Source organism: Streptomyces sp. NPDC048057 (assembly GCF_040653095.1).
GTDB lineage: Bacteria > Actinomycetota > Actinomycetes > Streptomycetales > Streptomycetaceae > Streptomyces.
The window spans coordinates 150,582-163,006 of sequence record NZ_JBEZNF010000004.1; the positions used below are offsets into that span (position 1 = coordinate 150,582).

Below are 12,425 nucleotides of genomic sequence, written 5' to 3' on the forward strand. Positions count from 1 at the left end.
TGCAAACGGTGAGCTTGGCAGGCCGACCCCACCCGTAAGATCAGCCCCATGATTCGTGCAGTGGTGTTCGATGTCGGGGAATGTCTCGTGGACGAGACGCGTGAGTACGGGACTTGGGCGGACTGGCTGGGGGTCCCCCGGCACACCTTCGCCGCCGTGTTCGGCGCGGTCATCGCCCAAGGGCGGGACTACCGCGAGACGTTCCAGGAGGTTCGCCCCGGCTTCGACCTCGACCAGGAGCGCGAACGGCGGGCGGCAGCCGGGCAGCCCGAGTACTTCGGGGAAGAGGATCTGTACGACGACGTGCGGCCTGCGCTGGCGCAGCTCCGTGCGGACGGGCTCTGGCTCGGGATCGCGGGGAACCAGACCGTACGGGCCGGTGGGCTGCTGCGTGGGCTGTTCACCGGCGACGTGGATCTGATCGGGACCAGTGACGACTGGGGAGCTTCCAAGCCCGACAGTGCGTTCTTCGAACGGGTCGCCTCTGTCGTCCCCTTCGACGTCTCGGAGATCCTGTACGTCGGGGATCGCGTGGACAACGACATTCGGCCCGCCGTCGCGGCCGGCATGCCCACTGCACTGATCCGCCGCGGGCCGTGGGCCAACATCCAGTGGAACACCTCTGACGCAGAGAGGCTGCCGACCCTGCGGATCAGCAGCCTCCTGGAACTCCCGGAGCAGATCGCCAAGCTCAACGCATCAGAGCGCTGAGCGTCGTCGACCAGCCGTAGAGCCGATCGTCCAAGTCGCGGACGCACTGCTCGTTCTGCCACCGGGAGAGCGTCCTCCGGACGTCGCGCACCCGGTCCATGCCGGTCGCGTACCACGTCGTCGCGAGGAGATCGAGCGCCTGGAGCGCGTACGCGCACGCGGCCTCCGGGCGGTCGTCCGCTGCCTCGACGGCCGCAAGGTCGCCCAGGATCACCGTGCGCTGCTTGTCGTCGGACTCGGGCAACTCCTCCAGAACCGTGGTCAGGGTCTCCCTCGCTTGCGGCACGTGCCCGGCCTTGAGCTGGGTGTTCCCCTTGAAGGCGGCGAGTCGCACGGGGCTGAACCAGTCCATCCACGGTGGGTTCGGATGCTCGGACTCCGTCGCCAGCACGTCCTCGGCGTGCGTGATCAGGTTCAACGCCGTGCGGGTCTCGCCGCACCGCGTCTCGCACTCGGCCTCGACCGCGTCCAGCCACGCCAGGAACTCCGTCGACGCGGGTCCGCGCCGGGCGTACGTCCTGGCCGCCACCATCCGCTCCAACGCCTCGTCCCGGCGCCCGGCCCAACCCGGGATGAACGCCGAGTGCGCGAGAACCGCTGAGCCAAGAAGGGCGTTGTCCGCTTCGCTGGCGGCTTGCAGCGCCTTCACCAACGTGTCGTTGGCGGCCTCCGGCTGCCGCATGTCGAAGAACTCCATGCGGGCCGCGAGGAGACAGGACTCCGCAAGGGCCGCCGCCACGCGGTGACGGGTCGCCCCGGCCGTCTCGGGCAGCAGCGCGATTCCCATCGTGGCGTGGGCCATGACGACGGGATGCAGGGTCACGGGGGCGACGCTCCAGTACAGGCGCCGGTGCGACCGCGTTACGGCCTCGTAGTCGTCGCCCACCGAGTCGGGCTGTGTCGGTGCCATCGTCAGACGCGGCACCGGCGACAAACCCACCGCGGTTCCGGTCATGACCATCGCCCGGTGCTCCGCGCCCTGGTCGTGGGGCGGGGTGAAGCCAAGCTGCTCCATGTCCTGGCGGAGCAGATGGGTCAGCAGTCTCCGGTGGTCCGGGTGCGGCCACGGAGGGGTGGTCGACTCCCAGCGGCGCACCTGCCGTACTCCGACGGACAGGCCACGGATTCCCAACTCTGGTGCTGCGGCGGTCATCGCCTCAGCGAGCTTCTGTTGCGAGACGTATCCAGCAGCTACGCGGGCGCTCTTCAAGCGGACGTTTCCGCTTGGGTGGGACATGGGCACCTCCGATCAGGTTGTCACTCGAAGGTCCCACAACATGTCCTCCTTTGTTAGCCCCATTCTCGTGATGAGGACTCAAAGTCCTTTTGTGGGACGCCTGAAGACCTTCAGAAGCCCTCGTAAGTGACCGCAGTGGCCGTCAGTCTGGGACACCCCGCTTTCTGACTGAGGGAGTCCTGACGTGCCGCTGCGCGATCGCTTCAACCGGATGCTCCGATTCCTGGGGTTCAAGCCTTCAGGTCGCCACCGAGACATCGTGACGCCCGCCGTCGCACGTATCCCGGGGGCTCCCTCCCCTTTACCTTCGATCGGCAACGACCCCGGGCCCCTGGTCCGGCCGTACTTTCTCGCGTACGAACGGCGGATGCGGTGGGACGGATGACCCAACTCGTCCCCACCACGGATTCGGACGAGGGAGACCGGGCCCGGATGACGCTGCGGGTGTCGCGGGATTCGGGCCGGACCTGGGGTCCGACCACGGTCGTGTGCTGCGCCGAGCCCAGGGACCTGCCGGCAGATCCCATGCGCTTCCCGCCCTGCCAGTGCGCGCGCTGCCGCTGCACGAACGCCACGTCTACTGCGGGGGTGCTGGCGTGAGGGCTTCCGCGACCGATGCCGTGTGGTCGGCCCTGGCCCGGGCCCTGTTCGCGCGCCAGGACCTGACGTCCGACTGGGTGCCCAGCTTCGCCGCCGTACCGCGCTCCGCGTTCCTGCCGGACATCATCTGGCCGTACGACCCCGGCCGCGGGGACCACGTCCGCGTCTCCAGGTTCAAGGAACCCGGCGCCTGGCACACCTACGCGCACTGTGACGTCCCCATCGTCACCCAGTGGGACGAGAACAGCGACGCCCACACCCCACTGACCGAACCCACCAGCTCGTCGTCCATGCCCAGCATCACCCTCTCCATGCTCCGCGACCTCGACGTGGGCGCCGGCTCGCGCGTCCTGGAGATCGGCACGGGCACCGGGTGGTCGACCGCACTCCTCGCCCACCGCCTCGGCCGACGCAACGTCGTCAGCATGGAAGTGGACGCCCCCATCGCGGCCCGAGCGCGGGTCGTCCTCCGGCGCTTCGGGCTGCCCGTCACCGTCGTCAGCGCGGACGGGCTACGCGGACACCCGGCCGGTGCTCCCTATGACCGCACCATCGCGACCTGCGGAGTCCGGACGATTCCGTACGCGTGGGTGGAACAGTCCTGTGCTGGCGGGTTGATCCTGGTTCCGTGGGGCACCCACTACGCACCCCTGGACGTGAACGTCCTTCTCACCGTCGCCGACGACGGCCGCTCAGCGTCCGGGCGCTTCCTCGGACCGGTGGAGTTCACCAAGGTCCGCGCCCAACGGCTCACCTGGCCGAACCACGCGGACTACCTCGCCGCGCACAGCTTCGGCAGCGCGGCCAAATCCCTCACGTCGGTGACGGCCACCAACCTCGGCGCCGGCCGCTTCGAACCCGCCCACCTCGCCGTCGGCACCCGCGTCCCCGACTGCGTCCACGCCCCCGCACCCTCCCGCGGCGGAGTCCAGCCCGTCTGGTTCTACGGCCTCACGGACAAGTCCTGGGCGGTGGTCCTCTTCCGCAACGGCGCCGGCCTCGCCACTGTCCGCCAGGCCGGACCACGACGCCTCTGGGACGAAGTCGAAGAGGCCCTGCGCTGGTGGCGGGACGCGCGGCGTCCCGACTTCGAACGGTTCGGGCTCACCGTCACAGCGGAAGGGCAAACCGTCTGGCTCGACGACCCGTCGAAACCCTGCCGGCCTCCGACATGAGGCACTGAGGGCCGCGTGCCCAACACCGACAACTGAGACCGGTCCGCCCCTGAGCCTGGCAGCACGCGGGGCGGACCGGTCGGAGAGTCCCTGTTCAGGACCCTGGTGCCGATGGTACCGGGGCTGTCGTCGTTCCCACCTTCCGCGTGGGCGGCCAACAGCCCTTGCCAAAGCTGGGGTTCTGAAGTGAAGGGGCTGAGGGAAATGGTCGGTACACCCGGCATCGCGGTCGACCGGAGCGGCTTTGGCCGGTGTCCTGCTCGGGTTGGGGTCGGGCATGGCCAGGGGGCCGTACGCTGCCCGGCAACTCGGGCAGGCTTGCCCCTGCCCGCAATGTGTCCGAGTGGCCCCCTGGGCTTGCCCGACGCGGGCCCCGATCCGCGCAGGTGGGTAAAGCCGCGCAGGTCGTCCGCCCCGGCCAGTGGGGAACGGCCCGTGCTGAAGGCGCGCATCGCCTGGCACCGCTTGGCCCCGGTGGAGCTGCGGCGGGGTCGTTGCTCTCCCCCGTCGCCGCGTCGGGTGCGATCCGACGGGTTGTTCAGAGGTCCGCACCGGCATGTGACCGCTCGCGCTTCCTGCGCGCTGAGCGGCGGGGGTCGGCCGCAGCGGTGGCGAAGACATGGAGCGGCGGCGGCCCCGGGCCGCCAGCGCGCGCGGCCCGCGTGAGCGGGCCGCCTTGATCCAGTAAGGAAACTCTGAACAGCTCGTCGGGGCGTCCCGACCGGGCACACGCGACGGAGCCTCAGACCTGAATAGCAGCAGATTCCCGGTTAGCCAAACCGGCTCCCGTCCGGACACTCGAACCACAACAGCAGGGCCAGGGACCGTTCGCGGAACGGGCGGTTGGGCGCGGCGCGAGAAGCACGACGGCGACGGGGAGAGCATGAGCGAGCAGGAGCACGACGGCGGCACCGGGTTGAACGACGCCCACGCCCGGGATGCCGCGCATGCGGCTGCGCTGGTCCGGGAGATCGCCGCCATGGTCGGTAGGCTCAGTCGCGAGACCCGGGAACTGCGCGAAGAGGTCGCCCGGCTCAGGAACGAGCGTCCGGCCGTTGGCGCTTCAGCGCCTCGACTTCCTTCCGGAGCTCCTGGTGCTCCGCGCTCAGAACGCGGATCTCCTCCCGCAGTGCGGTGAGCGCTTCCAGAAGTTCGGGGACGGCGGCTGCGGGGGCCTCGGGCTCATTCTTCCCCGCCTTCCCGCCGCCTTCGTTCGCGAGGTACCACGCGGGCGGGGTGTAGTCGCCGCCCTGGCCGTCGTAGTCGCTGACGAAGCTGCCGCGCCCCTGGATGGTGTAGATCAGGCCCTCTTCCCTGAGCACCGAGAGGGCAGACCGAGCGGTCATGTTGGCGACGCCGAAGCGTTCTTGCAGCTCACGGTAGGAGGGGAGCTGCTCACCCGGCTTGTAGCGGCCCGCTTTGATCTCGCGCCGGAGTTCGTCGGCCGCGTGCTGGTACGGCGGACGACGGTCGGGCTTGCCGGAGCTGGCGGGCGTCATGCCACCAGAGTAGCCACACCTAGCACCCCTAGCACACCTGACTGACATAGACATCTACCTTTGACCAGACACTGCTAGCACTGCCCTACCAGTTGACACTGCTAGCAGTGCTATGCACCAATGGACTCGCTGCGCCACCCGGCGAAGCACGACTGGAAGGAAGTACCCCCAATGGCACGCATCCGCGTTGGCCTGCTCCCCACCTCGGCTTTCATGGTCGGCACCCTGCCCGTGCCGAAGTACGCGGACCAGGAGAAGACCCAGTTCGCCGTCGACCGCGAGACGGGCGCGAAGCTCTACACGATCACCCTCTTCTTCATGGAGGAGGACCGCGCCGACGCCATGAAGATCACCGTTCCGGAGACCGGACTCCCCAACGGCCTCAAGCCGGGGCTCCCGGTCCGGCCCGTGGAGCTGTTCGCGACGCCGTGGGCGCGCATCTTCAACGGTCAGTTGTCGGACGGCATCGCGTACCGCGTTGACCGCCTCGACCTCGTCGACCCGACCGCTCAGGCGGCGTGACTCCCTACCGCCCCGGTCCGGCGTCGAGCCGTCCCGTGCTCCACGCCGGACCACCCCGCGCCGAACTCACTCAGAACCCCTCGGAGGGGAGACCATGACACTGCAAGAGGCGTACGGACTCGTCCCGCTGGTGGCGGTGGCGGTCCTGGCCGTCCTCGCCGGTTGGACGGTGTGGTGGACGGTCCGCTACGTACGCGCCGACCGCATGACCCGCCGGTCCATCCGGCAGGCGGTCCGCGTCCGAGTCGGCTGGAAGCGGCTGGCGCCCATGATCAAGCTGGCCGCCACGGACCGTACCCCGCCCCCGCTGGCGAACATGGACGGCAAGCCGGCGAAGCCCCGCGTCATCGTCCCGGCGCTCAAGGTCACCCACGACCGGTACGGGGTGATCGGGCACGCGAACTGCCTACCGGGCGTCGGTCTGGCGGAGTTCCAGAAGGCGGCGCCCCACATCGCGAACGCCTGGCGGTGCACCCGTGTGGCCGTCACCCAGGACAGGCCCGGTCAGGTCGTCATCCGGGGTGTACGCGTCGACCCGCTCAAGTTCCCGACCGAGCACCATCCCACCTTCGACGTGCCGGAGGAATCGGCCCGCTGGGACCTCGGGTTGGACGAGTACGCCCGCCCGGTCTCCCTGGACCTGACCCAGGTGCCCGGCGTGACCGTGGCCGGCCTTCCCGGCTTCGGAAAGACGTCGCTCGTCAACCGCCTGCTGTCCGACTGGGCGCCGTCCCCCGCCGTGCAGTTCGCCTGCGCCGACGGCAAGGTGTCCGCCGCGCACGAAGGTGACTACGCCGACTGGGTCCAGCGCATGTTCGCGTTCGTCGGCGACGACCTGGAGGAGGCCAACGACCTGTTCCGGCGCCTGGTGGAGCTGCGGCGTGGACGCTCGGCCCGGGTCCGGGAAGTCCTCGGGGTCAAGAGCGTGTGGGACGTGGGCCCGTCCGAGCACTGGCCGTTGGTCGTGCTGGTCATTGACGAGGCGCACACCTACTTCCGCGACCACAAGGGCAGCGACGCCCGGACCAAGAAGCTCGCCGCCCTCGCTGCCGAGAACGCGCGCCTCGTGGAGGACCTGGTCAAGAAGGGCCGCTCGGTCGGCATGCTCGTCATCCTCGCGACGCAGAAGTCCACGGGCGACGCCATCCCCACCTTCATCCGCGACGTGTGCCCGATCGGCCTGAGCTTCGCTCAGAAGACGGCCGAAGCCGCGGTGGCCGCCCTCGGCGAGGAGATCCGCGAGTGGCCCGACGCCAACCCGATCAGCCTCCAGGACCCGGCGTACGTGGGCGTCGCCTCGATGAACCGGCAGTCCGAGCCCGGCTTCACCCGCGTCCGTACCCCGTACGTACCGGACTCCGACGCGGCGGAGGTCGCCCGACGCACCGGGCACCTGACGGCCGACCCCCAAAAGCTCCTCGACGTGTCCGCCCCCTGCAACGGGATCGAACGCGCCGCCTGACGGCCGACGCCCCTGCACCACCACCCGCAGAAAGGAGGTGAACACCCATGACAGAGGACCGGATCGCCCAGCGCACCGTCACCGCCGTGATGATCGTCATCGCGCTGCTGGCGTTCGTCTTCTCCTTCGGCAACGTCTGGGCACTCGCCCTCCGCCTCGGCGTTCCCGGGCCGATCGCGCCGCTGATCGCCCCCATGGTGGACCTGTCGGTCGTCGGCCTCCTGGTCGCCCTGCGCTACCTGTCCCTTCGGGGCGTCCCCGCAGACGAACTGACGGCGGCCACGCGGCTGATGCACTTCTCGGGGCTGCTGACCCTCGCGCTCAACGTCGCCGAACCGCTCATCGCCGGACACTACGGCCGCGCCGCCGTGGACGCCGTGGCTCCGCTCCTGCTCCTCGGCTGGGGCGCAGTCGGCCCCCAACTCCTCCGGGCCTTCCACACGGCACCGCAGCAGACCGCCCCCGCGCCCGTACCTCCGGCTGAGCCTGCGGCCCCGGCCGCCGCTCCCCCGCTGCCGGCACCGGACGTGAAGGTGCCTGAACCGCTGCTGGCGGAAGCACGCTCGATCGCCTCGTCCCACCGTGCCGAGCACGGTGACGCGATCACGCCCGCACAGCTCAAGACGCGGCTCGGCGTCGGCCTTCCGATGGCCACGGCCCTCCACGCCGCTCTGTAGTCCTCTTCCGCCGACCTCCGGCGCTCTCCCCTCTCCGCCCTTCGGGGCCTCCTCCGCCATGCCCGCAGACCACTGCCGCCATGGTCAACCACTCCAGAAAGGAACTCGCCCACCATGCGCCGCCCCCTCGACCCGCGCCGCATCATCAGCCCGAGCCGTCAGGACCTGATCGCGCTGGCCAACAGCCACGACTTCGACCGCGTCCTGGAACAGGTCCGCAACCTGCGCGGCTGCACCCGGCCCGTCAACCTCCACGGCTGGACGGTCACCACCGATCGCGACACCGGGACAGTCGTCCGGTCGTACGCCACCGAGAACGAGCCGTCCGGACGCCTCCTCACCGCCTGCGGCAACCGGCGCTCCTCCCGCTGCCCGGCCTGCTCCCGCGTGTACGCGGCCGACACGTACCACCTGATCAAAGCCGGCCTGTCCGGTGGCAAGGACGTCGCCGAAACCGTCCGCGACCACCCCCGGGTCTTCGCCACCCTCACCGCCCCCGGCTTCGGCCCCGTCCACAACCGCCCCACCACACCGCAGGGCAAGCCGCGCCCCTGCGCCTGCGGCACCCGCCACGCGGAGGACGAACCCGTCCTCGGCTCGCCGCTCAACCCGGCCACGTACGACTACACCGGCGCGGTCCTCTGGAACGCCCATGCCGGCGCCTTGTGGGCGCGGTTCACCACCTACCTGCGCCGCACCCTCGCCGCTCACCTCGGCATGACGCAGAAGGCTCTGAACGCCGCCGTACGCGTCTCCTTCGCCAAGGTCGCGGAGTACCAGAAGCGGGGCCTCGTCCACTTCCACGCGGTCATCCGCTTCGACGGCCCCGACGGCCACACCACCCCGCCCCCGCCCTGGGCGACGGCCGACGCCCTGCACCACAGCGTCCGCGAAGCCGCCCGCCGTACCCGGCTGACCGTCTCCTCGGACGCGGTCGGCGAACGCGACATCGTCTGGGGCGAACTGCTCGACGTACGGGAGATCACCGCCCTCGGCGACGGCGAACTCACAGACCGGAAGGTCGCCGCCTACGTCGCCAAGTACGCGACGAAGAGCGCTGAGGGAACCGGCACCGTGGACCGGTCCTTGGTCTGTCGCCCCTGCCGGGGGCGTGGCTGGCTGCACGGCCCGGACGGCTTCCGTGACCTGTGCGGCGACTGCGACGGCACCGGCCAGTCCGAACCGCTCCGCGACCTCCCCGTCCACCAGCACGTCCGCCAGATGATCCGCACCGCCTGGGCGCTCGGCCACCTGCCGGAGTTCGCTGACCTCAGGCTCTGGAAGTGGGCCCACATGCTCGGCTTCCGCGGCCACTTCTCCACCAAGTCCCGCGCCTACTCCACCACCCTCGGCGCGCTGCGCGAAGTCCGCCGCACCTGGCGCCTCACCACGGCCGGACGCCCCGCCCTCGACGAGAACACCGACCTCGTCACGGACTCGTCCTGGACCTACCTCAGCAGCGGCTACCGCCCCGGCGAAGAACTCCTCGCCGCTCAGGTCCGCCACGACAGGGCCCACACCCAACGCCTCCAGCAAGAAGGGGTGGTGCCCTCATGACGACCGCCGTCCTCACCGTGGACCAAGTCGCCGTCCGCCTCGGCATCAGCCGCTGGAAGGTCCACGACCTCATCCGCTCCCGCGAACTCGCCTCCTTCAAGATCGGCCGCTGCCGACGCGTCAGCGAAGCCGCCGTGAACGCCTTCGTATCCCTCCGCACAGAACAGGAAGCCGCCTGATGGCCAAGCCCAAGAAGAACGCCAACAACGAGGGCTCCATCTACCAGCGCCAGGACGGGCGCTGGGTGGGCAGCGCCTTCGTACTGACGACGGACGGCACGTACAAGCGACGCTATGTCTACGGAAAGTCTTGGGACGAGGCGCACGAGAAGCTGACCAAGCTGAAGGCCGACTCGCTCAACGGCCTTCCGGTCTCCACCAGCAAGATGACGCTCGCCGAGTACCTGACGTACTGGCTGACGAACATCGCCAAGGGCAAGGTCCGGCCCACCACGTACGTCAACTACGAGTCGCTGATCCGGAACTACGTCACCCCGGAGTTCGGCAGGAAGAATCTGGCCCGGCTCGCCGCGCGTGACGTCCGGGCCTTCCTCACCACGACGTCGACCACCTGCCAGTGCTGCGCACAGGGCAAGGACAAGAAGCGGCCGGAGCACAAGCGACGCTGCTGCGCCCTCGGCGAGTGCTGCAAGAAGCTGCCCTCGGACCGCACCGTGCGCTTCCTCCTGGTGATCCTGCGCGCCGCCCTCCAGCACGCCGTGCGAGAAGACGAACTGCCGCGCAACGTGGCCAGGAACGTGGAGCTGAGCATGGGGACCAAGCGTGAGATCGAACCACTCACGGTGGAGGAGGGGCGTCAGCTCCTGAAGGCGGCTCGGGACAACCGGCTCTGGGCCGCCTACGAACTGGCCGTCCGCATCGGCCTGCGGCGCGGTGAGCTGCTGGGCCTGCGCTGGTCTGACGTCGACCTCGTGGACGGCGTCCTCACCGTCCGGCAGGCCCTCCAGCGCGTAGGCGGTGAGCTGCTGATCGTCGCGCCGAAGACGCAGCGTTCGGCCCGTCGCGTCGCGCTGCCGTCCGAGTGCGTCACGGCCCTCCGCGCCCAGCGCGCCCAGCAGGTCGCCGACCACAAGGCCGCTGGCGACAACTGGAAGGGCATGGACCACGGCCTGATCTTCACCACCCGGAACGGGACCCCGATCGAGCCGCGCAACCTGAACCGCTCCTTCGAGACGCTGTGCGCCCGCGCCGGCGTCCGCAGGGTCCGCTTCCACGACCTACGCCACACGTGCGCGTCACTGCTCCACGAACAGGGCGCCGACGCCCGCATGATCATGGAGGTCCTGGGTCACAGCTCGATCCGCGTGACCATGGACATCTACACCTTCGTACGGATCGACTCCCAGCGCTCCGCCTTCGACCGCGTCGGGGACGCCCTGCGGGGTGATGACATCAACCCGGACGATGACGACGGTCTGGCCGGTGTGCCGGTGGCCGGCTGACCCGGGTCTGCCTTCACCCTCCCGGGCGGTTGCTGTCAAAACTGATGTCAACGCAAAAACCAGAGGCCCTGTCGATCTCTCGACAGGGCCTCTGGCCTGCTGTGCACTCGGCAGGATTCGAACCTGCAACCTTCTGATCCGTAGTCAGATGCTCTATCCGTTAAGCTACGAGTGCTTGTACTTCCCGGGCTTTTCTTCCCGGTCGGCGTTGCGGGAACAACATTACATGACCTGCGCCGTCAGGCGAAATCCATTCATCACACCGGGCCTGACCTGCGAAAACTCCACCCAGAGGGGTTGGGCGCGGCGCGCCCGCGCAGGGGTGGGTGACCGGGGCCACACATAGGTCTCGGGGGAAACACAAGAGCCCCGGGCCAGTGGTGGCCGAGGGCTCTCGTGGTCATGAAGCGGAGGCGGAGGGATTTGAACCCTCGATGGGCGGTAAAACCCAAACCGCATTAGCAGTGCGGCGCCATAGACCGGACTAGGCGACGCCTCCAGCACCCCCGCGCAGGCGCGAGTGGTGTGCAGATGATGACACAGCCATGCGGGGTGTCACCAATCGCCGACCACGGTACTAGGCGCGCCGGGCCGAGGGCAAAGCACATCGGGGCACATCCGGGTGCCTTCGCGGTGCGTCCGCAGTGCGTCCACGCCCGTCGGGGCGAGGGAGGTGCGGGCGGGGTGCGCAACGGACGGGCTCGGGGCGCGTTAGACGCGGTGGGGCCGCGTGGCCCCGAGCCGGTTGTCGGGTGCGCCCCGTGCGGGGCCGTCGGGCACCGGTCGGATTCACATCCGTACGACGCCACGACGGCACGACGTCCTCGTGCGCGTCACGGAGAACAAAACAGGAGCGTTCATGCTGCGCCGCATCGTCCTCATCGCCTCCGCGTCCGCCGCCGTCCTCACCGGGACGGCCCTCGCCGGTCCCGCCAGTGCCGCGTCCGGGCTGCCCGTGCCGTTGCCCGTACCCGTGCCGGGGCCGTTGGCGTCGCTGTTGGGGGAGCAGCCGGAGGACCGGTTGACGGTCGTCGTGTCCGAGACGGGGAACCCGCGGACCGACGGGCGGTACGAGCTGGACTGCAGCCCCGCCGGGGCGAAGGGCGCCCTCGGGTTCCCGGGCGGGACGCACCCCGCCGGGGTCGGGGCGTGTGCGCGGCTCGACGAGATGGCACGGGAGGGGGAGAACCCGTTCGCGCCCGTGCCGCGGGACGCGCTGTGCACCCAGCAGGCCGGCGGGCCGGCCACCGCGCGGGTCACCGGGACCTGGCAGGGGCAGCGGGTGGACTCCACGTTCACCCGGCAGAACGGATGTGAGATCTCCCGCTGGAACCTCATGCGGCCCATCCTTCCGAGTGCCGGCGCATAGTGGCTCACCGGGCAGCTCACAGGGGTCGCGTACGCCGTACGGTCACGAGAAACCCACGGCACCCGCACACAACCCGGATGAGAGCTGCCCCTCTTCCCCCGCCCCCGCGCAGCCGCTGCCTTTAGACTCCCTCCCAGTGACAGGCTGAAGGGCA

11 protein-coding genes and 2 tRNA genes are annotated in these 12,425 nt (G+C 69.8%); 9 read left to right on the top strand and 4 right to left on the bottom strand.

Features of this window, described 5'->3' with window-relative positions; all coding sequences use genetic code 11:
- The first annotated feature begins 48 nt into the window (after window positions 1-48).
- Complete coding sequence (locus AB0E05_RS06040; protein ID WP_361959475.1) at window positions 49-711, top strand: HAD family hydrolase; 663 nt, start codon at window positions 49-51, stop codon at window positions 709-711.
- Here the strand turns inward: AB0E05_RS06040 and AB0E05_RS06045 are convergent.
- Window positions 692-1,948, bottom strand: a complete 1,257-nt coding sequence (locus AB0E05_RS06045; RefSeq protein ID WP_361959478.1) for a transcriptional regulator — start codon at window positions 1,946-1,948, stop codon at window positions 692-694. The genes AB0E05_RS06040 and AB0E05_RS06045 overlap by 20 nt on opposite strands.
- Before the next feature lie 596 nt (window positions 1,949-2,544).
- On the opposite strand from AB0E05_RS06045, the gene AB0E05_RS06050 reads away from it, so the two are divergent.
- Complete coding sequence (locus AB0E05_RS06050; protein ID WP_361959481.1) at window positions 2,545-3,723, top strand: methyltransferase domain-containing protein; 1,179 nt, start codon at window positions 2,545-2,547, stop codon at window positions 3,721-3,723.
- A 1,034-nt stretch (window positions 3,724-4,757) separates the two neighbouring features.
- Here the strand turns inward: AB0E05_RS06050 and AB0E05_RS06055 are convergent.
- Window positions 4,758-5,222: a GntR family transcriptional regulator gene (locus AB0E05_RS06055; RefSeq protein WP_361959484.1), complete on the bottom strand. Its 465-nt coding sequence runs from the start codon at window positions 5,220-5,222 to the stop codon at window positions 4,758-4,760.
- Between the two features lie 171 nt (window positions 5,223-5,393).
- On the opposite strand from AB0E05_RS06055, the gene AB0E05_RS06060 reads away from it, so the two are divergent.
- The 6 genes from AB0E05_RS06060 to AB0E05_RS06085 all read left to right on the top strand — a co-directional run bounded on the left by AB0E05_RS06060 (window position 5,394) and on the right by AB0E05_RS06085 (window position 10,902).
- Entirely contained in the window at window positions 5,394-5,744 is a 351-nt protein-coding gene (locus tag AB0E05_RS06060) for a hypothetical protein (RefSeq protein ID WP_361959487.1), read from the top strand.
- 94 nt (window positions 5,745-5,838) lie between these two features.
- Window positions 5,839-7,206 (top strand): cell division protein FtsK, encoded by a 1,368-nt coding sequence (locus AB0E05_RS06065; RefSeq protein ID WP_361959490.1) that lies wholly within the window; start codon window positions 5,839-5,841, stop codon window positions 7,204-7,206.
- 47 nt (window positions 7,207-7,253) lie between these two features.
- On the top strand, window positions 7,254-7,883 hold the full coding sequence (locus AB0E05_RS06070; protein ID WP_361959493.1) for a DUF2637 domain-containing protein: 630 nt from the start codon (window positions 7,254-7,256) through the stop codon (window positions 7,881-7,883).
- 114 nt (window positions 7,884-7,997) lie between these two features.
- Window positions 7,998-9,440, top strand: a complete 1,443-nt coding sequence (locus AB0E05_RS06075; protein WP_361959496.1) for a replication initiator — start codon at window positions 7,998-8,000, stop codon at window positions 9,438-9,440.
- Entirely contained in the window at window positions 9,437-9,619 is a 183-nt protein-coding gene (locus AB0E05_RS06080) for a helix-turn-helix domain-containing protein (protein WP_361959499.1), read from the top strand. Before AB0E05_RS06075 ends, AB0E05_RS06080 begins: the two co-directional genes overlap by 4 nt.
- A complete protein-coding gene (locus AB0E05_RS06085) occupies window positions 9,619-10,902 on the top strand; it encodes a site-specific integrase (RefSeq protein WP_361959502.1) in 1,284 nt (427 codons plus the stop codon). The genes AB0E05_RS06080 and AB0E05_RS06085 overlap by 1 nt, the downstream gene beginning before the upstream one ends.
- Window positions 10,903-11,004: 102 nt before the next feature.
- Here AB0E05_RS06085 and AB0E05_RS06090 read toward each other — a convergent pair.
- Window positions 11,005-11,077 (bottom strand) — tRNA-Arg (locus AB0E05_RS06090).
- Between the two features lie 233 nt (window positions 11,078-11,310).
- Window positions 11,311-11,401: transfer RNA gene (locus AB0E05_RS06095), tRNA-Ser, on the bottom strand.
- Between the two features lie 360 nt (window positions 11,402-11,761).
- On the opposite strand from AB0E05_RS06095, the gene AB0E05_RS06100 reads away from it, so the two are divergent.
- Window positions 11,762-12,271 carry an SSI family serine proteinase inhibitor gene (locus AB0E05_RS06100; protein ID WP_361959505.1) on the top strand — a complete coding sequence of 170 codons (510 nt, stop codon included), beginning with the start codon at window positions 11,762-11,764 and terminating at the stop codon, window positions 12,269-12,271.
- Window positions 12,272-12,425: the final 154 nt, after the last annotated feature.